Consider the following 23,999-nt stretch of genomic DNA (forward strand, 5'->3'; position numbering starts at 1 on the left):
AAATACAAGATAATGAACTTGAATCATTTCCTTCATTATGTCTTTTGCTCTTAATCTGTATGTTTTTGGTATTTAAATACTTAATCCACTCCTTTAATTCAAAAAAATTTCAAAAAAAATTCACAACATTTTTTTACTAATTTTCTTATTTCCCAATACGATGCAACATTGTTATATAACACTGTTTTTTTGCTATTCTTTTATTACTTACATTTTATACAAAAATAAGAAAAACACTAAATCTCTCTTTTGTGTTCGTTTTTTCTCCTACATTCAAAATTATTATCAATTAACTATTTGTAAAATACTATTTCACAAATAAAATGTGTTCTCTTTCTTACGGATAATTTCTATTAAATCCTTATTATTTCTACATTATTTCGACTATCTAAATTTAACTAAAAATTTAAAAAACTAAAAATTTAGTATTGCATTATAAGATTCTACCTCATAAAATAAGTGAATATAACGGCGATTAGCAAAGAAATATGTCGTTTAAAACAGAAATATATAACTTTAGGGGGAATAATAATGGCTAACATTACTGAGAACAAAAACGTGCAATCAGTTGACTATAATGCAATTGAAGCTATGGAATCGTTCAACATTTTCGTGAAAAAGAAAAATACCTTCCTTTTCTCGATTACAGCAGGGTTTTTATTTCTTTATATTCTATTGCCTATCCTTGCTTTTCAGCCTGTACTACAACAAAAAATTATTGGCAGTATAACGGGCGTTTGGATTTACTCAGCAGGACTTTTCATCATGACAATTGTTCTTTGTACAGTATATGTAAAAAAAGCTGCTTCATTCGATAAAGCTGCTGCTGCAGTTCTTGCAGAGTATCAAGCGAAAGGTGGAAAATAAATGAATTTAGTATCAGTAGGTTTCTTTTTAGGAATCGTAGGTTTAACTTTAATCGTTACGTATATTGCAGCAAAGCGCACTTCTTCTGCAAGTGATTTCTATACAGCTGGCGGTGGCCTAAAAGGTTGGCAAAATGGTTTTGCAATCGCTGGTGATTACTTATCAGCTGCAGCATTTCTAGGGGTTTCCGGTGCTATTGCATTAACTGGTTTTGATGGCTTCTTCTTCTCTGTAGGTTATGTCGTTGCAAATTTAGTTCTATTATATGTAATTGCTGAACCAATGCGTAATCTAGGACGCTATACGTTGGCAGATATGTTAACAGCTCGCTTTAATGAAAAGCGTATTCGTGGTGTAGCTGCTACTGGAACAATTATTATCGTTATTCTCTATATGATTGCGCAATTAGTGGGTGCTGGAGCACTTATTAAATTATTATTTGGTATTGAGTACTGGGTTGCGGTGTTAATTGTAGGAGTTATGATGACAACTTATGTATTGTTTGGTGGTATGACGGCGACTTCTTGGGTACAAATTATTAAAGCTGGACTTTTACTATTTGGGACAGGTCTATTAGCAACACTTGTACTAGTGAAATTTGATTTCTCTTTAGTAAAAATGTTTGATACTATCTCTGCCGATCATGGCGATAAATTTTTAGTACCAGGTATGAAGTACTCTAGCTCGATTGACTCTGTATCGATGATGATGGCACTAGTCTTAGGTACGTCAGGATTGCCACATATATTAATGCGCTTCTTTACTGTTAAAGATGCGAAAACAGCTCGTGCTTCTATTTCTTGGACAACTTGGATTACAGCCATTTTCTTCTCGTTAACAATTTTCTTAGGCTTTGGTGCAATGCACTTTGTAGGTCTTGATAAAATCATCGCAGAAAGCAAGGCTGGTAATACTGCAGCACCACTATTAGCTGAATTCCTTGGTGGTGATGTATTAATGTCATTCATCTGCGCTGTCGCTTTTGCAACAATTCTAGCGGTAGTTTCTGGTTTAGTGTTAACAGGTGCATCTGCTATTTCTCATGATATATATGGAGAGATTATTAAAAACGGTAAATTAACTGAGAAACAACAAGTTGTAGCTGCACGTACAGGCTCTATTTCTATTGCCATTGTTTCTATTATTCTTGCATTATTTGCTCAAAGCTTAAATGTTTCATTCTTAGTATCATTTGCATTCTGTATCGGAGCATCTGCTAACCTACCAGTCATTTTATACACAATTTACTGGAAAAAATTCAATTCAACTGGTGCTGTTACTGCAATGGTAACAGGTTTAGCTTCCTGCTTAGTTTTAGGCGCAATGGGTCCGAACGTTTGGAGTCCAATAGAAGGTGCCGCACTCTTTGTTGGGAAGCCATTAGTGCCACTAGCAGTACCAGCAATTATTACGATACCACTAGGCTTTATTGCTGGTTACTTAGGTTCAGTTCTTTCTGCAAGCAAAGTGTCTCAAGCCGAAGCAGATCGTATTTACAAAGAAATTCGTGTGAAAGCGAATACAGGTGTATCAGTTTCAGATATTTCTCATTAACAGATTTATATCGTAATCTAACATTAATTTTTAATAAAAAGACTCGACTTCGGTCGGGTTTTTTTAATTTTTTACTATAAAAATTCAAACATTTTACTTATTGAACAATACTATTTATTTTCCAAATTTAAGAAAATATCCATTTTTCACTAGAGAAATAGTGTTTATTTTTTCTGGAAAAAACGCATTTTTTCTCGGTTATTACATCCTCATTTTTGTCAAGAAGCTAGTAATATCCCTATCTCATTAATTTATCTGAATATTGCAAAACCCTTTAATTTCTAGGCTTTGTCTTGTATTTTCTGTTTCAAGACTAATTTTACGGAAATTTTTTTTCCATAATTTTTCTGAAATGTATTGCAATTTTGTGAACTGTCTCATAAAATTAAGATGTGAATTCACTAAAGTAGCAAAATTCAGTATTTAAGCAGTAAAAATAAACACAAAATGGGGAATGTTTATGGCGAACAATCAAGCAAGCAAAAGCATTGTAATTGATTATGATGCAATTGCAAAACAAGAATCGTTTAAAGCACTTGTAAAAAAGAAGAACGCATTTCTTTGGTCTATCACTGTATTCTTCTTAGCAGCTTACCTGTTGCTTCCGATTCTTACATCTTACACAACAATCCTACACCAAAAAGCTTTTGGGGAAGTTACTTGGGTATGGATTTACGCAGCAGGATTATTCATCATGACTTGGTGCTTATGTCACCTATATGTTGCGAAAGCAAATAGTTATGACAAAGAAGCAAAAGCAATTATCGCTGAATATGAAAACGGAGGTGGCCGCCTATGAGCCCAATAGCAATATTCTTCTTCGTAGCAATCGTTGGTCTTACATTAATTATTACATGGTGGGCATCTAAACGTACTTCTTCTGCGACTGACTTTTACACAGCAGGCGGTGGTTTAACTGGCTGGCAAAATGGACTAGCTATCGCTGGTGACTACTTATCAGCAGCTTCTTTCCTAGGTATCGCTGGTGCTGTTGCATTATTCGGATTTGATGGATTCTTCTTCTCTATCGGTTATTTAGTAGCTTACTTAGTAGTTCTTTATATCGTAGCTGAACCATTACGTAACCTTGGTAAATTTACACTAGCTGACATGATTACAGCACGTTTTAACAATTCAAAAGTTCGTGGTACAGCAGCATTAAGTACAATTACAATTGTTTTATTCTACATGATTGCACAACTAGTTGGTGCAGGCGCACTTATTCAATTACTTCTAGGAATCGACTATTGGGTTGCAGTATTAATCGTAGGTGTTATGATGACGACTTACGTTTTATTCGGCGGTATGACTGCAACTTCTTGGGTACAAATTATTAAAGCTTGTCTATTAATGTTAGGTACAGTCATTATTTCGTTTTTAGTGTTAAAAGAGTTCGGCTTCAGTATTACAAATATGTTCTCAGAAATGACTACAGCTACTGAAAGCGGTGCTGCATACTTAAATCCTGGTCTTAAGTATACTAACGGTATTGATACAATCTCGATGTTAATCGCACTTGTATTAGGTACTGCGGGTCTTCCACATATTTTAATGCGTTTCTTCACTGTAAAAGACGCAAAAACAGCTCGTTCTTCAGTAATTTGGGCTACTTGGATTGTAGGTATTTTCTATGTATTAACAATCTTCTTAGGATTCGGTGCAGCAGCTTTCGTTGGTAAAGAAAAAATTATTGCTGCTAACGCGGCTGGTAACATGGCTGCTCCACTTCTTGCAGAAGCACTTGGTGGCGACATTTTGTTCTCATTCGTTTGTGCGGTAGCATTCGCAACAATTTTAGCGGTAGTAGCAGGTCTTGTACTTTCTGGTGCATCTGCCCTATCACATGATATTTATGGTCAAATCATTAAAAAAGGTAAGATTACAGAAAAAGAGCAAGTACTTGCTGCTCGTATCGGTTCTATTACTATCTCTATAGTGTCAATCCTTCTTGCTCTTGGTGCTCAAACATTAAACGTTGCGTTCTTAGTATCACTAGCGTTCTGTATTGCAGGTTCTGCAAACTTACCAGTAATTATTTACACAATTTATTGGAAACGCTTTAATACTACAGGTGCAGTAACAGCGATGTTAACAGGTTTAATTTCTGCTCTAGTACTTGTAGCAGTATCACCAAACATTTGGAATCCAGTTGAAGGAAAAGCAATCTTCGTTGGTGAACCGTTAATTATGTTAACAAACCCAGCACTTATCTCTGTGCCGCTTGGTTTCCTAGGTGGATTCATCGGAACTTTACTTTCTAAAGAATCTGATGATGCGAAATACCGCGAAGTTGATGTTAAAGCAAACACTGGTATTTCAGTACAAGACGTATCTCACTAATATTATAACTAACAACCTCGTAGGCATTTAGCTTACGAGGTTTTACTTTTAACTCCTTTTTAGGTAATATATTGGTAATGTTATATGGAGGTATTATTATGGCACAATCTAAGGCTAAAAAGAAGCGTATGCATTTAAAACGTACACAAGGTAAAGATGTTGAGAAAAAACGTCAAACTTCCCCTTTCAGTACGCATGAGCGCGTTACAAAAACGAAGCGTGCAACATTAGAACAAAATAGAACAAAGCATAAGAAACAGCCACATATAGACGATTCATCGAACTAGATGTGGCTGTTTTTGTCGTGTCTTTATAAATTATAAAATTTCTTCGTATTTTGTGTTACAATATTTGCCGCTTCTTGTGTTGTTAAGCCTTTAATAGTTGCAATTACTTCGATGGTTTTAGTCATCATATACGGCGAAGTACGATCTTTGTCAAAAGGTCCTTCAAATGGCCATGGACCATCTGTTTCAACCATCATGAGTTCCAATGGATATCTTTTAATCAATGCTTGAATTTCCGCTTCATAAACACAATCAGGTGTAATTGAAATATAGTAGCCATTATGTATCATGCGCACAATTGCCTCTTCACTTCCCTTAAACCAATGAAAATGTGCTTTCGTCACACCGTGTTGCTCAAGTAAATCGCATGCGATTAAAGCGTCTTCGTAAACAGCATGTAACACAATCGGTTTGCGAAGCTCTTTAGCCAATTTAATAAATTGTTCTAATAAATGTATATAAGGCCGCTCATCAATCTTCTGAGCTTGTCTACGATAATAAGGTAACCCGACCTCTCCAATGGCAATCATCTCACTAGCATGAAGCCGTATCCAATCAAATAAGGCTTGTCTGTCCTTATCATTAGGTAAAGATTGTTCAGGATGAAAACCATAGGCTGCCTTTACCTTATCGTATGATTTCGTTAACTTCAGCGTTTTCTTACTAGATTGCAAGTCCATACTCACCGCAATGACATATTGTGCTTCTTCAAGTAGCCGAGGCACTTCTTCTTCCTTATACTGATCTAAATGGATATGTGCATCAATCAACATATGCATCGTCCTTTTCTTCTTTTAAGTAATGGAAAAGTTGTTGTTTTAATTGTGTAAACTGTGCACAATGACGAATTTCCTCGGATCGTGGTCGTGCAAACGGAACAATTATTTCCTCCTTGATTGTAGCTGGACGTTTTGTTAGTACAATAATGCGATCTGCTAAAAATAACGCCTCTTCAATACTATGTGTAACAAACAAGATTGATTTTTTATGTTCCTCCCAAATGGATAACAGCCATGCCTGCATTTCTAATCTTGTAAACTCATCCAGCGCTGAAAACGGCTCATCTAGGCATAAGATTGGTTTCTCACTGACGATAGCTCGCAGAAATGATACACGTTGCTGCATGCCCCCTGATAAAGCATGAGGATAAGCATTTTCAAAAGAGGATAGGCCAACCTTTTCTAGCCATTTTCTTGCAAGTTCTATATTAGGTCGCTGCTGCAATTCTTCTACGATTGTGACATTTTCCAAAATTGTCCGCCATGGTAATAAGCAAGGTTGCTGTGGCATGTAACCAATAGTGCCTGTTTTTTGCTGAATGTCGTCTCCATTTAACAAAATAGCACCATGATTCAAAGGCGTTATTCCTCCTATTAATTGAAAGAGAGTGCTTTTACCACTACCAGAGGGACCAATGATCGCCACAAATTCGCCTTCCTTAACGGTAAAAGATAAGTTTTTAACTACTTCAAGCGAGCCAAAGGATTTAGAAATGTCTTGAATGTTCAGCATGTGATCCCCTCCCCTTTACAACAAGCTTTTCAACAAAACGAATAACACTAAATAGCAATAAACTTAACAAAACTATCGCAAATATCGCCACAAATACACGATCCGTACGAAACGATGATTGAGCAAGTGTCATATAGACACCAATCCCCTTTTTCGCTCCAAGCCATTCTGCGATGACAGCTCCCATCACACTATAAGTCGCTGCAATTTTAATACCAGAAAATATAGAAGGATAAGCAAAAGGCCATTCTAATTTCCAAAATGTTTGACCTTTTGTTGCACCAATCATTGAAAAATAATGCTTAAGCTCAGCTGATGTTTGACGAAATCCATCCATTGCCGCAATAACGATCGGAAAAAAGCAAACGAGACAAATAATAATCAGCTTCGGTAACAGCCCGAAACCAAACCAAATAATTAATAAAGGTGCAAGGACTAGGACAGGCACATTTTGTGACACAATTAAAATCGGATACACAAATGCCCTTACCGTCGCTGAGCGGTGTAATAATATCGCAACACTCAAGCCGAAAAATATACCAATAGCAAGGCCAAGTACCGCTAGCTGTATAGTGGCGAACACATGGGGCATAAACGTTTCATAAGAGTGAACACCCTCAGTAACGATGGCACTCGGTGCTGGTAATAGCCAATGTGGGATGTCAGCCAAACGGATAATGATTTCCCAAATAACTAACAGGAAGGCGATAAAAATAATCGACCTTCCTTTCGTTACTACCTGTTTCATCCTCGATACTTCTCCGTCAACGTCCCCATTGTAATGCCAGTTGGCTGATATAAAATTTTTACTTGCGTAATAACATTAATGGCACCCAATTCAATCATTTTTTTATTCATCTTTTCAATAATTTGCAGTAAGGTAGACAGTTCACCTTCCATAGTCGTTTCTAGTGGCTGCACTTCATAGCGCACACCTGAAGCATCGATAATCGCAATCGCCGCATCAACGAAAGGAATTACATCCTCGTATTTTTCTGTTTTAGGTATAATTTGTACACTAATTAATGAATTAGCCATTTATTTTGCTCCTTTCTCTGGTAAGAAATCATTTGTAAAAGCTTGATCTGCATGGAATTCGCCTTCTAAAACGTTGTTCTTTGTCATCCATTCCGCATAGTTTTCCCAAACTGCTAATTTTTGTTCGCCCCATTGCGCTGCATCATCTTGATATTTGTTTGCTAACCATTCCTGACTTTTATGCACAAGTGCTTTATCTAAGTCAGGTACCGCTTCAAGCAATATATCAGCCGCTTCACTAGGATGTTCAATCGCATACTCATAACCTTTTGTAGTAGCTGCAACAAATGCCTTTACCACATCAGGATTATCCTTAATCATCTTTTCATTCGTTGCAAGTACAGGTGTATAATAATCGAGTTGCTCACTATAGTCTGTTAAATACTGCATATTTAATTTTTCTCCACGAAGCTCCGCCTCAATACCTGTCCAAGCATAATAGATCCATGCAAAATCAATATCCTTCTGCATCATTGTGAAAAAGTCTAAATCTCCAGCATTAACGATATCTAATTTCTTAATGTCGGCATGTTCTTTTTGCATAAGAGATTGTAAAACAGCTTGTTCAACTGGGGAACCCCAGCCACCATATGTTTTTCCTTCATAATCCTTTGGTGACGTAATACCTTTTGAAGCATCTGATGCAAAGCCAGATGTATTATGCTGAATAATTGCGGCAATCGATACTAGCGGTACATCCTGTACACGTGCTTGGGTAATACCTTCCTGATAGCTTACGCCAAACTGCGCTTTGCCCGATGCAACAAGCTGATCTGCACCAGCATCACCAGGTAAGATAATGTCTACGTCTAAACCTTGCTCCTCAAAGTAGCCGAGCTTTTTCGCAACATAAAGTCCTGTATGATTTGTATTAGGTGTCCAGTCCAGTACAACGGATACCTTTTTCAATGTGCTTGTTTCCTCTTTGTCCTCTTTTTCGCTACAACCAACTAATGTTAATAATGCAGCAACAAGAACGAAAAACCACTTTTTCATGCTGTGTCCTCCAAGTCTAGTAGTTTGAAAGTGTTCATGATTGAATGTTTTCACCAGAAAAAGGTATTCTAAGGCCATTTGCATCGCTTATGATAGATTACTCCTAGTTATAGGCGGAATAATGAATCCTAAACAAAAAACGCCTAGGAATTATCCCAGACGTTTGCAAACGGTATCAAAAAATAGTATACGAATATTTTTGAATAGATGTTCCCTACGCTGGTACGAGCCAAATCAGGTTCAAAGGGTCAGCATCTAAATGGACGCAATCTCAGCTGGCAACTTCCAGCCCCCCTACATTCTTAACTTATGAACTTTTCGTTGATTATTATACCCATATCTATCGTAAAATGACAAGCTAGTAATTTCAAACGCGATAAAATTTAAGTTGTTATTAAAAGATTATTGTAATTACTACCAAAACTTATCCGAAAAAATGTAACTATTTGTATTTTAATAAGTCTACTAGAAAAAAAGAGACTTTGAGGTGGTCATTTGAAAAAATCGTTTTTCTTAAAATTATTAGTAATTCTATTTGGACTTTCTGCCTGTACTGATGAAAATATTAGTGGAAATACACAATTATTAGAGGCGTTTTATAAAGACGCGAAAATTGTAAATGTAGATAAAGTTATCATACAGGATGGTTCAACTGGAGCTTCTAAAACGATTACTAAGCAAGCTGACATCAATGAATTTCTAGCTTTAATTAAAGAAATAATATTTACGCCTCAAGATAATCAAGAAGAACGTGTCGGCTGGCGGTATAGTATTACGCTTTTGGATGGTAAAAAGGAATTTAAATTTACTTTACATCACATTGACAATATCTATTACGATTCAAAACCGGATATTTATCCAATTGTAAATAACTATTACAAACAGTTAGAAATTGTTGAAGAATAGAAGCCTTACTAACGACCTATGATTATAGAGGTCTTTTTTTCTGTTATTGAAAATGACTCAACAGTTTTTTTATGTTTTCAAGTGCTAACATTTCTCCTTTTTCAAACTAGTTGAAAGCAATAAAACTACCATTAAAAAAAGCCCAGTTCTTATGATAGAACATGGGCAAAGTAGTTTGTTACTCTTCTTTTTTCCTTTTAACTACATGTGAAATGGCACCATCTGTAGCGATATCGACTTTGAAGGAGCCGTTTGAATGACGATCAGCGCGTGTTAACCCTTTGACATCAATGATTTCTTGCACGCCCTTATCCGTTTCAACAATAACCTGTTCCTCATCACTAGCCCTTACAACCGCAACAATTCGGTGTGGATTCGCTTTTAATTCTGTTAACACTTTTAACCCGCGTTTTGCACGACTAGCTATATCGACTTCGGCAACATTCATCTTTTTCACGGCACCACGCTGTGTAACAATTACAACGTACTCCGTGTCAGACGGTTTTAATATTGTGACACCAACCAATTCTTCCCCATCTTTTAAAGTAATACCTTTCACACCACCAGTTTTAACGCCAGTGACAGGCAGCTCTTCAATCGGGAATCGGATAGCATATGCAGTATCTGTGATTAATAACAATTCGGCATCATCCGATACAATGTCCGCAAGTATCATTTCATCACCCGATTTCACATTCATCGTTTTAATCGGTTTAGAATAACGTGTAACGGCATAATCAGGTAATGGTGAACGTTTGATTTGCCCTTCTTTTGTAGCAGTTAAAATATAGGTGTTTGGCTGTTCAAATGAGTCAAAACCATAAACAGCAATAATTGTTTCGTCTTCACCCGTTGGCACAATACTTGAAATATGCTGACCAAGATCCTTCCAACGAATATCTGGCAATTCATGCACGGGCTGATAAATATAATTTCCACGATTTGTGAACAGCAGTACATGATGTTGTGTATTTAAGGTTGCCTCATACAATAAATAATCCGAATCTTTCATCGCAAAATCTTGCCCATTGGACGCTGCGTGAGAACGAGTAGATGTACGCTTAATATAACCATCTTTTGTCACTGTAACCACAACTTCTTCACTTGGCACAAGGACATCTAGCGTAATTTTAATTTCCTCAATTTCTTGTTCGATTTTCGAACGACGTGGCTCAGAAAACCGTTTTTTAATGTCGAGCAATTCTTGTTTTATGACACGAATCAGCTTAGCCTCACTATGCAAAATACCTTCTAGCTTTGTAATTAGTGCATTTAATTCATCTTGTTCATGACGTAGCTCTGTAATATCCGTATTTGTTAAACGGTATAATTGTAAGCTCACAATGGCCTCAGATTGAACTTCAGTAAAGTCATACTTGACCTGTAAATTCGTTTTCGCATCACGTTTATCATTCGATGAACGAATCGTCGCAATTACTTCATCTAAAATAGAAAGTGCTTTAATCAAACCATCAACGATATGCGAACGGTCTTTCGCCTTTTGCAAATCATAAATCGAGCGGTTTGTCACCACTTCCTTTTGATGGGCTATGTACGCATCAAGTAGCAGTGGCAAGGTCATCATCGTAGGACGACGATTATGGATAGCGATCATATTAAAATTGTAGGCTACTTGCAAATCTGTAGTTTTGAAGAGATAATTTAAAATTCCTTTTCCTGGCACATCTTTTTTCAGCTCAACTACTACGCGTAATCCTGTACGATCGGATTCATCACGGATTTCAGCAATACCTTCAAGTCGTTTATCGACACGTTGTTCATCAATTTTCTTAACAAGATTCGCCTTATTAACATCATACGGTAATTCCGTAATAACGATTTGCTCTTTCCCGCCTTTTAATGGTTCAATGGCTGCTTGAGCACGCACAATAATTTTACCGCGCCCTGTCTCATAAGCTTTTTTAATGCCATCTACACCTTGGATAATCCCGCCTGTTGGGAAGTCAGGACCTTTAATAACCGTCATGAGCTCATCAACAGTAGCATTCGGTTGATCTAAACGCATTAACACCGCATCTAACACCTCATTAAGTGCGTGAGGTGGAATATCCGTCGCATAACCAGCAGAAATCCCTGTCGAGCCGTTAACAAGTAAATTTGGGAAGCGAGCAGGTAATACAGTTGGTTCCATATCCTGATCATCAAAGTTCGGTATAAATTCCACTGTTTTTTTACCGATATCACGTAACATTTCAGCAGCAATTGCTGATAATCTTGCTTCTGTGTAACGCATCGCAGCTGGAGGGTCACCGTCAACGGAACCATTATTACCATGCATTTCAATCAACATATGGCGAGCCTTCCAATCCTGACTCATGCGCACCATTGCTTCATATACCGAACTATCACCATGTGGATGGTAGTTACCGATAACATTCCCGACTGTTTTTGCAGACTTACGGAACGGTTTTTCATTCGTATTTCCTTCTGTATACATTGCAAATAAAATACGACGTTGTACAGGTTTAAGACCGTCGCGCGCATCTGGCAACGCTCGGTCTTGAATTATATATTTACTATAGCGACCAAAACGGTCACCCATTACTTCTTCTAAAGGTAAATCTTGAAACTTTTCCGTACTACTCATGCTTGGTCCTCCTCTTGTTGGATGAATTCATTGTCTAAAATATTTGAATCATCCTCCATGCCGAAGTCTACATTTGCTTCGATCCATTTACGGCGCGGCTCTACTTTATCGCCCATTAACGTCGTCACACGACGCTCTGCACGTGCTCCATCCTCAATCGTAACACGAATTAAAGTACGTGTTTCAGGGTTCATCGTTGTATCCCATAGCTGATCTGCATTCATCTCACCAAGACCTTTATAGCGTTGCAGAATATAGCCTTTTCCGACCTTTTTAATAGCTTTTTGTAAATCGTTTTCGGTCCAAGCATACTCAATGACCTCTTTTTTACCAACACCTCTAGATACTTTGTAAAGTGGTGGCAGTGCGATAAATACTTTACCCGCCTCAATTAACGGGCGCATGTAACGATAGAAGAACGTTAATAGTAGCACCTGAATATGTGCGCCATCCGTATCAGCATCGGTCATAATGACAACTTTATCGTAAGCAGAATCTTCTACTGAGAAATCCGCTCCTACCCCAGCACCGATAGCATGAATAATCGTTGAAATTTCCTCGTTTTTCATAATATCTTGGAGCTTCGCTTTTTCAGTATTAATGACCTTACCGCGTAACGGTAAAATTGCCTGGAAAGTACGGTCTCGCCCTTGTTTTGCTGAACCGCCGGCAGAGTCACCTTCGACTAGATATAATTCATTTTTCGCAGCATTGCGAGATTGTGCAGGTGTTAGCTTTCCTGAAAGGATCGTACTACCTTTTTTGTTTTTCTTCCCGTTACGAGCGTCCTCACGCGCTTTACGCGCCGCTTCACGGACTTGTTGTGCACGTATCGCTTTTCGAACAAGGGAAGCTGAGAGCTCCGCGTTCTCTTCAAGTACATATAAAATCTGCTCTGAAACAACGCTATCTACTACAGAACGCGCCTCACTCGTACCAAGCTTACCTTTCGTTTGGCCTTCAAATTGTAATAAATGCTCTGGAATACGAACAGAGATAATCGCCGCTAAACCTTCACGAATATCTGTCCCTTCAAGATTTTTATCTTTATCTTTCAATAGACCAATCTTACGTGCATATTCATTGAAAACTCGCGTCAACGCAGATTTTGCACCTGTTTCATGTGTGCCACCATCACGTGTACGAACGTTGTTAACAAACGATAAAATAGTTTCTGAATAGCCGTCGTTGAATTGGAAGGCAAATTCAACCTCGATATCATCTTGTTCACCCTCTACATATTTCACAGGATGAAGAACATCTTTTTCTTCATTCAAATACGCAACGAAAGCTTCAATGCCGTTTTCATAAAAGAAAACATCACCTTTGCCTTCCTCGCGTTGATCGATTAACTCAATTTTTAATCCTTTTAATAAAAATGCAGACTCACGTAAACGTTCTGCAAGCGTATCATAATTAAATTTTGTGACTGAAAAGATTGTGTCATCTGGCAGGAAATGGACAAGTGTTCCTGTTTGTTTTGTTTGACCAATTTCTTCAAGTGTCGTTGCAGGGTGTCCTCCGTTTTCAAAACGCTGCTTATACTTTTTGCCATCACGATGAATCGTTACTTCTAAAAATGTCGACAAAGCATTGACAACTGAAGAACCAACACCATGTAAGCCACCACTCGTTTTATAGCCGCCTTGCCCAAATTTGCCGCCTGCATGTAATACAGTGAAAATAATTTCTGGGGTAGGCTTGCCCATTTTATGCATACCTGTTGGCATCCCTCGTCCAAAGTCTCGAACACTTAAGCTCTGATCTTTATGAATTGTGACTATGATATGAGAACCAAAGCCAGCTAGTGCTTCATCCACCGCATTATCCACGATTTCATATACAAGGTGATGAAGTCCTCTGCCGTCTGTGGAACCGATATACATGCCGGGTCGCTTTCGTACCGCTTCTAATCCTTCTAATACTTGAATGGCGTCATCATTATAGACGCTTGGTGACTGTTTATTCGCCAAAAGATTCCCCTCCAAAAAACAAACGCATGTTCTGATTACGTTCTCATCCTAATAATAATAGCATTTCCTGTCAATAGCTAGTGACAGATATATATATTTTTGTTTACGCTATGGCGTAATGTCTTCTATGAATTTTGTTAAACGACCAATCAAAGCCAATTAACGGACATAAATGACAGCAACTGCCTGGAGCTTACTGCAATGACCACTATACAAAATCCACAACTATCGTCATAGGCTCTATCTTCATTCAGCCAGCAATAAACGCCAACTACATGCTTAAACTCAACTTACCAAATCGTGATGAGTAGGCGTTATCTGTTGAATGATGATTTTTTATAGCTTCACATAGAAATTAAAGATAGACTTCTATTCTACCAAAGGAATGTGTGATTGACAAAATTGCCATTTTACCTATATTTTTAAGAAAGGGCTTAGGTATTGATACTATAATAGTGTCGTACAACCTAACATAAGCTAACATAAGCCTGTGACTTTTGAAATCATAGTGAAATATTTTCCTTTTGTATTGAATTCAAGGCCCATGATGAAATCTCCTTCATATCATTGTAGATTAAAGAGAAAAAGTGTAAAATACTTGTTACAAACTATTAGTACCAAGTGTTATTATTTGGATGAAAGGAGTCCACCTATGTTAAACGGACTTATTATTTTATGTGCCTATCTTATCGGCTCTATACCTTCTGGGTTATGGATTGGCAAAATATTTTACAAAACAGATATTCGCGAGCATGGTAGCGGCAATTTAGGTGCTACCAACACCTTCCGTATATTAGGTAAAAAAGCAGGTTTAGTTGTTACAATCATGGATATTTTAAAAGGTACAGCTGCTGTGTTATTAGTAACACTCCCTGTTTTCTCTGATGCCACAATTCACGGACTTATTTTAGGACTTGTTGCGGTTATTGGTCATATGTTTCCTATTTTTGCCAGCTTCCGTGGCGGAAAAGCTGTTGCCACATCAGCTGGCGTCCTACTTGGCTATTCTTGGCCACTATTCATTTTACTATTCATCGCATTTATCGTAACGTTAAAGCTTACGAAAATTGTCAGCCTAACATCGATGATTGCTGCACTAGTTGCATTAATCTATTCGATTATTTATTTTTTTGTGACAGGCGATTTCGCATTAGCTATATTAGTAGCCTTTTTATTTATTTTTATTGTTTATCGTCACAGAGCAAATATTACGCGCATTAAAAATGGTACTGAACCAAAAGTGAAATGGCTTTAACATGAAAGGAGTTCACACATGAATATCGCACTGACAGATGAAGCGCTTCAATGGTTTAAAAACGAAATGGAAGTCGAAACAGGTGATACAATCCGATTTTATGCAAGATATGGTGGTTCAAGCCCTTTCCATGAAGGATTTTCTCTTGGGATGACTCGCGAAGAACCTTTCGAAATAGGTGTTCAAACTAAAATTGATGGTGTGACCTACTATATCGATGAGAAAGATTTATGGTTTTTTAACGATTATAACTTACACATTGACGTTGACAAACAACTTTACGAATTAAAATATGACTATTTAAAATAATACAGTGCTTCCTTTCACCAAAATGAAAGGAAGCACTTTTTTCATTTTGTGTAATCACAATCTTTAGTTTGCACTATTTGGTTTAGCTCTTTGTAAAATTGACCATCCTCTAACTAGTCAATCTATATTTTGAGGAGGAAACAAAATGCCAGTTTCAGAAAACAACAATACCTCCCAACTGCAAAATCCTTCAACGAATTTACTGCACACTTCTCTTTCAGAAAATATTTATACGATTAAAGAAGCACTTGGTAATAGCAACGATGTAATTATCCGTGAAATTACACTTAATAAATTAAATAACCAATCCATCGCGCTAATTAACATTGATGGCATATCCGATAAAAATGTGATTACAGACTTTATATTAGAAGATTTGATGCTTGAAATTGACAATGGGTCTGACAATAAAGTAACCAACATAAACGACTATATAAAAAAGCAATGCTTAGCGGTAGGCGGTGCAAAGGATATTTTAGATTTCACCGCTTTTTTTGCCTCCATTCTAAATGGTGAAACAGTCATTCTATTAGAGGGACAATCGATTGCGATTGCGACAGACACCAAAAGCGCAAAAGATAGAGCTGTCACTGAGCCACAAACAGAGTCCGTAATTAGAGGTCCAAGAGAGTCTTTTACTGAAACGTTGCGTACAAATACGGCACTCATCCGTCGAAAGATTAAAAGTCCAGACCTTTGGATAAAATCTCGAATTATTGGAGATGTCACGCAAACAGACGTAGCTGTAATGTATATAAATGGCATTGCCAATGACAAAATTGTCCAAGAGGTGCTAGATCGTTTAGATAATATTGTCATTGATGGCGTATTAGAAACCGGCTATTTAGAGGACTTTATTCAGGATTCTAAATTCTCTTTATTTCCAATGATTTATAATACGGAGCGCCCAGATGTCGTTGCAGCAGAGTTGTTAGAAGGTAAAATAGCAATATTAGTGGATGGAACACCTCTTGTACTAACCGTCCCTGTAATATTCACATCTTTTTTACAGGCTGCAGAAGATTATTACCAAAATTGGATTATTAGTTCATTAATTCGACTTTTACGTTTTTTTGGTATTTGTCTTGCATTAGTAATGCCTTCCCTATATGTAGCCATTACTACCTTTCATCAAGAAATGCTTCCAACGGCAATGCTTATTAGTATCGCTTCACAGCGAGAAGGTGTGCCCTTCCCCGCTGTAGTAGAAGCACTAATTATGGAGATTGCCTTTGAAATTTTACGTGAAGCAGGCCTTCGAATGCCTAGAACGATTGGACCAGCAGTTTCCATTGTAGGGACATTAGTAATTGGTCAAGCAGCCGTGGAAGCGGGCGTAGTATCAGCTGTAATGGTCATTATTGTTGCATTAACAGCCATTTGTAGCTTTCTGTTTCCTTCCTATGGCTTATCAAACACGATTCGGGTTCTACGTTTCCCATTGATGATTTTAGCCGCGATGTTTGGTTTATTTGGCGTTATGTTTGGCATTATGATGATTATACTTCACTTATGTAGTTTACGTTCATTTGGCGTTCCATATATGAGTCCTTTTGGGCCACTCATTATGAAAGATCAAAAAGATGCAATGATTTTGTTCCCACGTAGAGATTTACTCACAAGACCGAGGCTGTTCAGTCAAAAAAATAAAGTTAGAGAACAACGATATCACGAAGAAATAAAAAGAAATCAACATTAATGTGTAAATGAGGAATACGTCATGTCAAAAATGAAGATGATTTTGTTATTGTTAATCCTCACTTTATTATTAAGTGGTTGCTGGAGTAAGCGTGAGTTAAACGAATTAGCGATTGTCGTTGCACTTGGTGTAGATAAAATAGATGATGAATATGAAATTTCTATCCAAGTCGTTGATCCTAGTGAAATTTCCTCAAAGCAACCTTCTAGCGGACGATCACCTGTAGTCACCTACCATGCAAAAGGAAAAAGTGTGTTTGAAGCAATTCGAAGAATGACGACTATAACACCCCGGAGACCTTATTTTGCTCATCTCCAAATGGTAGTTATCGGTGAGAAATTAGCTGAAGAAGGAATAAACGAACCACTCGACTTTATCGCAAGAGATCATGAATTTCGAAACGATTTTGATGTTATCATAACGCATGATTCAACAGCAAAAGAAGTGCTCAACGTCTTAACCCCGATTGAAAAAATGCCTGCCAATAAATTGTTAAATTCAATTAAGGTATCCGAAAAATCTTGGGGTTCAACATTATCTGTAAATACAGACGAACTACTTAACACCCTTAGTAGCAAAGAAAAAAGTGCTGTTTTATCGGTTGTTGAAATAGAAGGAGATACTAAATTAGGAATAGATCAAACAAATGTAGAAAGAATTAAAACCCCCGTTATTTTAAAATATATTGGTATAGCTGTTTTTAAAGAAGATAAATTGATAGGGCTTTTATCCGAAGAGGAAAGTATTTACTATAATTTTTTAAATAACAAAATTGAAAGTACCGTAGAAGTTCTTTCTTGCCCAAATGGTGGGAAGTTGTCGACAGAAATTACAAAATCGACATCTCAAATTAAGGGAACTTTTAAAAATGGCATTCCAAAAATAACAATAAAAATTGATATTACACAAAATATCGGCGAAGTAAATTGCCCAATTAATTTAACTAAAAACAAAAGCATTCATTATATTAATAAAAAGACCGAAGAACGGATAAAAGAACAAACGAAAAAAACGCTAGATACGATTCAAAAAAATTATAAACTCGATATATTGGGCTTTGGGGAAGCACTCCATCGGAAAGACCCTAAAAAATGGAAGGAAACAAAAAAAGAATGGTCTACAATATATCCCGAAGTAGCTGTCAATATCGAAGTCAATGTGGCTACACAAGGATTAGGAACAATCCAAAATTCATTATTGCACAATTCAAAGGAGTAGCTAGCGATGTTTATAACGATTGTTTTCGTAGTATTTTCTTTAGCCATTGCCTACAGTGTCATTCCTAATTTAAAGAAAAAAGGCGAAAAAAAAACAATTATCGTCTTTTCCATTATATTAAGCATAGGAGCGACATTAAATATTGCCATTGGATTAAAAAAGAACATTCCCAGTCCTTTAGATTTCATTACATTTATTTTAACGCCTATTAGAAAATTTTTACTTACATTTTTTCAATAAAAAATGAAAAGAAAGGGTAGTGTACGATGGATAAACAACTCATTAGCGCAAGACAATTTACAGTCATTACCCTTCTCTATTCAATTGGAACCGCTATATTAATTGTGCCAGCAAGTATTACAGAAAAACTCAGCCAAGATGCGTGGATTGGAGCGACTATTGGTGTACTATTAAGCTTTTTATTAATAAAGCTCTTTGTATCATTAGGAAATCAAACTCCAAACCTTACGTTTATTGAAGCGAACGGAAAAATATTCGGCAAATTCATCGGTACTTTGACATCGCTTTGTTTTATGTCTTTAACATTTTTTTCAGCAAGCGAATTATTATATTTCATCGGGATTTTTATGCAAACGGAAGTGATGCCTGAAACGCCTACTCTGTCCTTTGCTGTTTTATTTACGATTATTATCGTTTTCGCGTCGTATTTAGGGATTGAAGTTTTTGCACGTTCAGTGGAAATACTCTTTCCAATATTTTTGTTAATTTTTATTATTTTTATTATTTGTATTTCCCCTCAAATCAATATTGAAAATATCATGCCAGTCTATGAAACAGACACAAAATCATTAATCGTCGGTACGCTAAACTTTACGAGTGTTTTTTCTTTCCCACTTGCTGTGTTGCTTATGTTTTTCCCTTCTGGAGTCAATGTACATAAAGCAGCTCAAAAAGGATATTATATCGGCACACTGCTAGGTGGAATTGTCTTAATTCTCATTATTGCCCTTTCAACACTTGTTCTTGGCTCAACTAATACATCAATTAAGACATTTCCAAGCTATGCGCTAGCTCAACGAATTTCTATAGGTAATTTTTTTCAACGCGTTGAAATTATCATGGCTGTTATGTGGATTATATCCATTTACATTCGAACATTCATTTATTTTTACGCAACGGTACTTGGTCTAGGACAAATATTGAAAATAAAAGATCCTCGTCCACTCATTTTACCACTTGGATTATGTATGGTTGCACTGGCTCAAATTGCTCACCCGAATATCGTCCATTCAAATAATTATAATGAGAATATTTGGCCGTTGTATTCAGGATTATTAACCGTTTTACTTCCATTGTTGTTACTAACAGTCGCAAAAATTCGCAAAATAAAAAAGAATGAAGACAATCAAAGCTCTTCAAGTAATCAGCAAGAATCTCAAGAACAACAACCAAAAGACAAGCGAGCTCCAAAAGAACAACCAGAATCAAAAACGCAGCAAGCTCCAAAGGAACAACCAGAATCAAAAACGCAGCAAGCTCCAAAGGAACAACCAGAATCAAAAAAGCAGCAAGATGCGACCAAACCAAATTCCGAATCTCAATAAGTTAACACAAAAACCACATTTCTCACTTTTAATGAGAAATGTGGTTTTTCTAACTGCAAAATGGTATAGTTCCAAATTAAATATGGTATTCAATTTCATCAACAAAGTCCCATTCGTACGGTGTTTCTTGATAAACATAATAGTTAAGCCAATTCGAAAAAAGTAAATGCGTATGTGCTCGCCATGTATTAATCGGCTCATTAGAAGGATTATTATTCGGGAAATAGTTAACAGGAATCGCAATATCAATTCCTTTTTCAACATCACGGTAATATTCATCAGCTAATGTTGTCGCATCGTATTCTAAGTGACCTGTAATCATTATGTTTTTATTATCCTTTGACTGCACAATAAAAACGCCAGCATCTTCTGAATAGGACAGTAAGCGTAAATCTGGGTGCTTACGTACTTCATCAATAGAAACCGATGTATAGCGTGAATGTGGCGCTGTAAATAAGTCACTAAAGCCTCGCACTAGATCGACTGTTAAATCGGTAATGACATGTGAATATACTCCAGAACACTTTTCTGGCAGTTCAAATTTACCGATACCATAATGGTGATACAACGCAGCTTGTGCACCCCAACATATATGCATTACAGACGTAACATTTTTCACGGACCAATCCATTATTTCTGAGATTTCTTCCCAATAATTCACTTCTTCAAATGCCATTTTTTCAACAGGAGCCCCCGTAATAATCATACCGTCAAAGCGACGATGGCGAACCTCTTTAAACGTCGAATAAAATAGCTGTAAATGTGATTTACTAACATTTTTTGATTCGTGTGTTGCTGTATTTAAAAATGTAATATTCACTTGTAATGGTGTATTACCGAGCAATCGCAGTAATTGTAGCTCTGTCTTTTCTTTTTCTGGCATTAAATTAAAAATTAAAATATTTAAAGGACGAATTTGTTGCGTTTTGGCGCGGTCTTCTTCCATTACGAATATTTTTTCCCCACGTAAATGTTCTCCAGCTGGTAAGTTTTTTGGAATATTAATAGGCATATTGAATTCCCCTTTTCGTTAATTTTTTCTCTCTATCTAATAAAAATTAAAAAATCCCCCTCATTCCTTTAGAGCAAGAATGAGAAGGATAATTATCACGTTCACTCTTATCTCTCAAAGGAAAAATCCTTTGGTGGAATTAGCACCTTTCTAACATTGTTAGAGGTTGCTGAAGCGTCATCGGGCCAAATCCCTCAGCTTCTCTTGATAAGATTATTTAATTAAAAAGAATTGTATCATGAACGATTAAGAATTTCAATAATACATAGAATATTTAGTATTTAAATGAATGGAAGTATATTTTTTGTTAAACACTATAATCAATTCTACCTAAAGCTTTTGTAGATTACGTAAATACGGCTTAAAAATCATTTTTAACATCTATTAGCCTAAGTAGATGACAAACAAATGACAAATTACACCCGATTACAGCTATGCGCAGTAAATAGATTTTTGTACAAATAAATCGGAATGGTAATCAAGGAGGTATTATGTTAACATATACCTTTAGTAACAGAGAGGAACGTGAATATTTTGATTAAAATTGAACTCCCAAAACCAGACTTGGTAATTCGTCAACGTGAGCAAGTATTAAAACCTGGGGATGTAGAAATCCCGCCATTCCATGGTTTTATTGATTTCCATAAAATCACTCGCGAAAAAGGTGGCATTTTCTTATTCTACAACGAAAAAAATGAGCTATTGTTTGTAGGGAAAGCGCGTAAAATTCGTCAACGCATTAAAAAGCATTTTGAAGATAATGTATCACCAATGAAAAAATACCGTGATGAAATTTTCAAAATTGAAGTATATGAAATTGATGATCCAATGGAACGTGAAATTTACGAAACTTATGCAATTAACACATTCCGTGCAAAATATAATCTTGAAAAAGTATTTTATTAAAAAATGCCGTTAGCATGAAATATGCTAACGGTTTTTCTTTTTTTCCTCAAAAATGCAAAATACCTTGAGAGCTTTATCCTCCCAAGGTATTTTGATATTTAAATAAATATTTTTTCATCTTTAAATTTATTAGCTGTTAGGTAACTTACGATGACAAAAATAATGAATGAAGCCACTATTGGGATTGTCACTGTATGCATGCCAAAGATTGACGGATAAAAGCGATCGATTACAATATATAACGTCATGCCCGTAATCATGGAAGCAATAGCGCCGTATTTATTAGCCTTTTTCCAATATAAGCCTAAAACGACTGACCAAATAAAGACAGCTTCTAGGCCGCCAAATGCAAATAAATTAAGCCACACAAGTAAGTCTGGTGGATTTAACGCAAATACAACAACTGCTAAACCAATTACTGTAGTAACGATAAAGCTTGCACGCTTAATTTCTCCATCGCTGGCAGTTGGCTTCACGTAATTTAAATAAATATCCTTCACGACTGTTGAACTAACTAACATGAGCAACGCATTAACCGTAGACATCGTTGCTGCCATTGGTGCTGCTAAAACAATACCCGCTAAAAATGGCGGTAAAACTTTTAACGTTAGTAGTGGCATCACCTTATCGCCAATTTCAATGCCTGGCATTACTGGACGAGCTAGCACACCAATTAGGTGCATACCGAACATAATTGTCCCAATGGCGATGGTACCAATAATAATCGCTAAATGCATACTTTTTGAATCTTTATAGCTCATAGCACGAACTGCAATTTGAGGTAGCCCAACTACGCCAATTCCTATTAAAATCCAAAATGTAGAGACATACAACGGAGTAAGTTCTCCTTCTGCACCAAATGGGGTCACGAGTTTTGGATTTTCTGCAACAAGGGATGTCATAATTTGATCTATTCCCCCGCCCGCAACGATTGTCCCAATTAGTAAAATAACAGTACCAATTACCATTATCGAACCTTGTACCGTATCCGTTAAAGCTACAGCTCGGAAGCCCCCGATAATAACATAAATTAATACCGACGCTGCAAAAATAAAGAGTGCCGCAGTATAATTTAAACCCGTTAATGATTCAATTAAGCGCGCTCCACCTACCCACTGTGCCATCATCGCAGAAAATAAAAAGACAATAATACTAATTGCAGATAAAATCACGATGACATGACTGTTATAGCGTTCACGTAAAAAATCAATTAATGTAATCGCTTGATAACGGCGAGCGATAATCGCAAATTTCTTGCCTAAAATCATTAATACAAAATACCCCGCAGGTAGTTGCGCCATCGCTAACAGTACCCATCCAAGTCCCTTATTATAAGCGACACCTGGTCCACCAATAAAACTACTTGCGCTTCCGTAAGTGGCAATCATGGTCATCGCTAGAATAAAGCCTCCCATTTCACGACCACCAAGAAAATATTCCTGTAAAAACGAGTTCGATGAACGGACATGTTTATTCGCCCATATACCTATTCCAAAAATGATAATTAAAAATATGAAGAGCGGAAAAATAACTTGCCAATGCATTATTCATCCACCTCCCCATCCTCAAATGGAACATCTTTGAAAAAGAGTTTTAGGACGAGCCAAATTAAGACAATCATAAAAGCTGTTCCAGCGATACAACTATAGAAAAACCAAGCAGGGAAACCCCAAACATACGTATATTTTGTTGGATCCCCCGAGCCTAGGCCATATGCAAAGCCGTACCAAATAGCAAAGTTGACAATTACAAGTCCAATGCCAATGAGCGCTTCACGATGCGCAATTTTAAAGCGTTGATCTTTCAATATAGAATCCCCCTAACCTACTCTATTTTACTGGTATGTAGGTATTATGGGAAGCTTTGTGAAAAAATAGATAAAAAAAACGAAAGTTAGCGAACAATGCCTTTTGAATGAAGTAAATTCTAAGTTTCCTGCAGCTTCTTTGCCTTA

At 36.7% G+C, this 23,999-nt stretch carries 23 protein-coding genes and 2 riboswitches; of the genes, 13 read left to right on the forward strand and 10 right to left on the reverse strand.

The annotated features are described in order from the left end of the window. Window positions 1-531 precede the first annotated feature (531 nt). The 5 genes from ACIP9C_RS13755 (at window position 532) to ACIP9C_RS13775 (ending at window position 5,048) form a co-directional block, all read left to right on the forward strand. Window positions 532-867, forward strand: a complete 336-nt coding sequence (locus ACIP9C_RS13755) for a DUF485 domain-containing protein (protein ID WP_172771447.1) — start codon at window positions 532-534, stop codon at window positions 865-867. Further along, window positions 868-2,421: a solute symporter family protein gene (locus ACIP9C_RS13760; protein WP_401011430.1), complete on the forward strand. Its 1,554-nt coding sequence runs from the start codon at window positions 868-870 to the stop codon at window positions 2,419-2,421. A gap of 460 nt (window positions 2,422-2,881) precedes the next feature. Beyond that, window positions 2,882-3,220 (forward strand): DUF485 domain-containing protein, encoded by a 339-nt coding sequence (locus ACIP9C_RS13765; RefSeq protein ID WP_340824673.1) that lies wholly within the window; start codon window positions 2,882-2,884, stop codon window positions 3,218-3,220. After that, entirely contained in the window at window positions 3,217-4,761 is a 1,545-nt protein-coding gene (locus ACIP9C_RS13770) for a solute symporter family protein (RefSeq protein WP_401011432.1), read from the forward strand. The genes ACIP9C_RS13765 and ACIP9C_RS13770 overlap by 4 nt, the downstream gene beginning before the upstream one ends. Window positions 4,762-4,859: 98 nt before the next feature. Continuing rightward, window positions 4,860-5,048, forward strand: a complete 189-nt coding sequence (locus ACIP9C_RS13775; protein ID WP_401011434.1) for a hypothetical protein — start codon at window positions 4,860-4,862, stop codon at window positions 5,046-5,048. 23 nt (window positions 5,049-5,071) lie between these two features. On the opposite strand, the gene ACIP9C_RS13780 is transcribed toward ACIP9C_RS13775, so the two are convergent. The 5 genes from ACIP9C_RS13780 to ACIP9C_RS13800 are packed head-to-tail and all read right to left on the reverse strand — an operon-like array spanning window position 5,072 to window position 8,594. Then, window positions 5,072-5,821, reverse strand: a complete 750-nt coding sequence (locus ACIP9C_RS13780) for a TatD family hydrolase (protein ID WP_401011436.1) — start codon at window positions 5,819-5,821, stop codon at window positions 5,072-5,074. Further along, the gene (locus ACIP9C_RS13785; protein WP_401011438.1) at window positions 5,811-6,560 is read right to left on the reverse strand and encodes an ABC transporter ATP-binding protein; all 750 of its coding nucleotides are present in this window, start codon (window positions 6,558-6,560) and stop codon (window positions 5,811-5,813) included. Before ACIP9C_RS13785 ends, ACIP9C_RS13780 begins: the two co-directional genes overlap by 11 nt. Next, window positions 6,535-7,308, reverse strand: coding sequence for an ABC transporter permease (locus ACIP9C_RS13790; protein WP_401011440.1), 774 nt, complete (start codon window positions 7,306-7,308; stop codon window positions 6,535-6,537). The genes ACIP9C_RS13785 and ACIP9C_RS13790 overlap by 26 nt, the downstream gene beginning before the upstream one ends. Continuing rightward, entirely contained in the window at window positions 7,305-7,598 is a 294-nt protein-coding gene (locus tag ACIP9C_RS13795) for a thiamine-binding protein (protein WP_401011442.1), read from the reverse strand. The genes ACIP9C_RS13790 and ACIP9C_RS13795 overlap by 4 nt, the downstream gene beginning before the upstream one ends. Further along, window positions 7,599-8,594 carry an ABC transporter substrate-binding protein gene (locus ACIP9C_RS13800; protein ID WP_401011444.1) on the reverse strand — a complete coding sequence of 332 codons (996 nt, stop codon included), beginning with the start codon at window positions 8,592-8,594 and terminating at the stop codon, window positions 7,599-7,601. 194 nt (window positions 8,595-8,788) lie between these two features. After that, window positions 8,789-8,900, reverse strand: a riboswitch (TPP riboswitch). Window positions 8,901-9,089: 189 nt separating this feature from the next. On the opposite strand from ACIP9C_RS13800, the gene ACIP9C_RS13805 reads away from it, so the two are divergent. Beyond that, complete coding sequence (locus ACIP9C_RS13805) at window positions 9,090-9,500, forward strand: hypothetical protein (protein ID WP_401011446.1); 411 nt, start codon at window positions 9,090-9,092, stop codon at window positions 9,498-9,500. Window positions 9,501-9,678: 178 nt separating this feature from the next. On the opposite strand, the gene parC is transcribed toward ACIP9C_RS13805, so the two are convergent. Beyond that, the gene (parC, locus tag ACIP9C_RS13810; protein WP_401011448.1) at window positions 9,679-12,108 is read right to left on the reverse strand and encodes a DNA topoisomerase IV subunit A; all 2,430 of its coding nucleotides are present in this window, start codon (window positions 12,106-12,108) and stop codon (window positions 9,679-9,681) included. After that, entirely contained in the window at window positions 12,105-14,081 is a 1,977-nt protein-coding gene (gene parE / locus ACIP9C_RS13815) for a DNA topoisomerase IV subunit B (RefSeq protein WP_401011450.1), read from the reverse strand. Before parE ends, parC begins: the two co-directional genes overlap by 4 nt. A gap of 652 nt (window positions 14,082-14,733) precedes the next feature. Here parE and plsY point away from each other — a divergent pair. The 6 genes from plsY (at window position 14,734) to ACIP9C_RS13845 (ending at window position 20,127) form a co-directional block, all read left to right on the forward strand. Further along, window positions 14,734-15,336: a glycerol-3-phosphate 1-O-acyltransferase PlsY gene (gene plsY, locus ACIP9C_RS13820; protein WP_401011451.1), complete on the forward strand. Its 603-nt coding sequence runs from the start codon at window positions 14,734-14,736 to the stop codon at window positions 15,334-15,336. Between the two features lie 18 nt (window positions 15,337-15,354). After that, complete coding sequence (locus ACIP9C_RS13825) at window positions 15,355-15,645, forward strand: HesB/YadR/YfhF family protein (protein WP_401011453.1); 291 nt, start codon at window positions 15,355-15,357, stop codon at window positions 15,643-15,645. A 145-nt stretch (window positions 15,646-15,790) separates the two neighbouring features. After that, window positions 15,791-17,344, forward strand: a complete 1,554-nt coding sequence (locus ACIP9C_RS13830; protein WP_401011455.1) for a spore germination protein — start codon at window positions 15,791-15,793, stop codon at window positions 17,342-17,344. Window positions 17,345-17,365: 21 nt separating this feature from the next. After that, entirely contained in the window at window positions 17,366-18,562 is a 1,197-nt protein-coding gene (locus tag ACIP9C_RS13835; protein WP_401011457.1) for a Ger(x)C family spore germination protein, read from the forward strand. Between the two features lie 6 nt (window positions 18,563-18,568). Next, on the forward strand, window positions 18,569-18,802 hold the full coding sequence (locus ACIP9C_RS13840; RefSeq protein ID WP_401011459.1) for a hypothetical protein: 234 nt from the start codon (window positions 18,569-18,571) through the stop codon (window positions 18,800-18,802). 26 nt (window positions 18,803-18,828) lie between these two features. Next, complete coding sequence (locus ACIP9C_RS13845) at window positions 18,829-20,127, forward strand: GerAB/ArcD/ProY family transporter (RefSeq protein WP_401011461.1); 1,299 nt, start codon at window positions 18,829-18,831, stop codon at window positions 20,125-20,127. Between the two features lie 76 nt (window positions 20,128-20,203). On the opposite strand, the gene metA is transcribed toward ACIP9C_RS13845, so the two are convergent. Then, window positions 20,204-21,139, reverse strand: a complete 936-nt coding sequence (gene metA, locus ACIP9C_RS13850; protein WP_401011463.1) for a homoserine O-acetyltransferase MetA — start codon at window positions 21,137-21,139, stop codon at window positions 20,204-20,206. 104 nt (window positions 21,140-21,243) lie between these two features. Then, window positions 21,244-21,353: riboswitch (SAM riboswitch) on the reverse strand. A 320-nt stretch (window positions 21,354-21,673) separates the two neighbouring features. On the opposite strand from metA, the gene ACIP9C_RS13855 reads away from it, so the two are divergent. Continuing rightward, window positions 21,674-22,045 carry a nucleotide excision repair endonuclease gene (locus ACIP9C_RS13855; RefSeq protein WP_401011465.1) on the forward strand — a complete coding sequence of 124 codons (372 nt, stop codon included), beginning with the start codon at window positions 21,674-21,676 and terminating at the stop codon, window positions 22,043-22,045. A gap of 98 nt (window positions 22,046-22,143) precedes the next feature. Here ACIP9C_RS13855 and panF read toward each other — a convergent pair whose 3' ends face one another. Both panF and ACIP9C_RS13865 read right to left on the reverse strand, forming a co-directional pair. Beyond that, the gene (gene panF, locus ACIP9C_RS13860; protein ID WP_401011467.1) at window positions 22,144-23,589 is read right to left on the reverse strand and encodes a sodium/pantothenate symporter; all 1,446 of its coding nucleotides are present in this window, start codon (window positions 23,587-23,589) and stop codon (window positions 22,144-22,146) included. After that, the gene (locus tag ACIP9C_RS13865) at window positions 23,589-23,852 is read right to left on the reverse strand and encodes a YhdT family protein (protein WP_401011469.1); all 264 of its coding nucleotides are present in this window, start codon (window positions 23,850-23,852) and stop codon (window positions 23,589-23,591) included. The genes panF and ACIP9C_RS13865 overlap by 1 nt, the downstream gene beginning before the upstream one ends. Window positions 23,853-23,999 lie beyond the last annotated feature (147 nt).

Source organism: Lysinibacillus sp. NPDC093210 (genome assembly GCF_044753985.1).
Lineage (GTDB): Bacteria > Bacillota > Bacilli > Bacillales_A > Planococcaceae > Lysinibacillus.

Coding starts and splice junctions, on each gene's coding strand:
- ACIP9C_RS13755 (WP_172771447.1), top strand. CDS start 532: ATGGCTAACATTACTGAGAACAAAAACGTGCAATCAGTTGACTATAAT.
- ACIP9C_RS13760 (WP_401011430.1), top strand. CDS start 868: ATGAATTTAGTATCAGTAGGTTTCTTTTTAGGAATCGTAGGTTTAACT.
- ACIP9C_RS13765 (WP_340824673.1), top strand. CDS start 2,882: ATGGCGAACAATCAAGCAAGCAAAAGCATTGTAATTGATTATGATGCA.
- ACIP9C_RS13770 (WP_401011432.1), top strand. CDS start 3,217: ATGAGCCCAATAGCAATATTCTTCTTCGTAGCAATCGTTGGTCTTACA.
- ACIP9C_RS13775 (WP_401011434.1), top strand. CDS start 4,860: ATGGCACAATCTAAGGCTAAAAAGAAGCGTATGCATTTAAAACGTACA.
- ACIP9C_RS13780 (WP_401011436.1), bottom strand. CDS start 5,821: ATGTTGATTGATGCACATATCCATTTAGATCAGTATAAGGAAGAAGAA.
- ACIP9C_RS13785 (WP_401011438.1), bottom strand. CDS start 6,560: ATGCTGAACATTCAAGACATTTCTAAATCCTTTGGCTCGCTTGAAGTA.
- ACIP9C_RS13790 (WP_401011440.1), bottom strand. CDS start 7,308: ATGAAACAGGTAGTAACGAAAGGAAGGTCGATTATTTTTATCGCCTTC.
- ACIP9C_RS13795 (WP_401011442.1), bottom strand. CDS start 7,598: ATGGCTAATTCATTAATTAGTGTACAAATTATACCTAAAACAGAAAAA.
- ACIP9C_RS13800 (WP_401011444.1), bottom strand. CDS start 8,594: ATGAAAAAGTGGTTTTTCGTTCTTGTTGCTGCATTATTAACATTAGTT.
- parC (WP_401011448.1), bottom strand. CDS start 12,108: ATGAGTAGTACGGAAAAGTTTCAAGATTTACCTTTAGAAGAAGTAATG.
- plsY (WP_401011451.1), top strand. CDS start 14,734: ATGTTAAACGGACTTATTATTTTATGTGCCTATCTTATCGGCTCTATA.
- ACIP9C_RS13825 (WP_401011453.1), top strand. CDS start 15,355: ATGAATATCGCACTGACAGATGAAGCGCTTCAATGGTTTAAAAACGAA.
- ACIP9C_RS13830 (WP_401011455.1), top strand. CDS start 15,791: ATGCCAGTTTCAGAAAACAACAATACCTCCCAACTGCAAAATCCTTCA.
- ACIP9C_RS13835 (WP_401011457.1), top strand. CDS start 17,366: ATGTCAAAAATGAAGATGATTTTGTTATTGTTAATCCTCACTTTATTA.
- ACIP9C_RS13840 (WP_401011459.1), top strand. CDS start 18,569: ATGTTTATAACGATTGTTTTCGTAGTATTTTCTTTAGCCATTGCCTAC.
- ACIP9C_RS13845 (WP_401011461.1), top strand. CDS start 18,829: ATGGATAAACAACTCATTAGCGCAAGACAATTTACAGTCATTACCCTT.
- metA (WP_401011463.1), bottom strand. CDS start 21,139: ATGCCTATTAATATTCCAAAAAACTTACCAGCTGGAGAACATTTACGT.
- panF (WP_401011467.1), bottom strand. CDS start 23,589: ATGCATTGGCAAGTTATTTTTCCGCTCTTCATATTTTTAATTATCATT.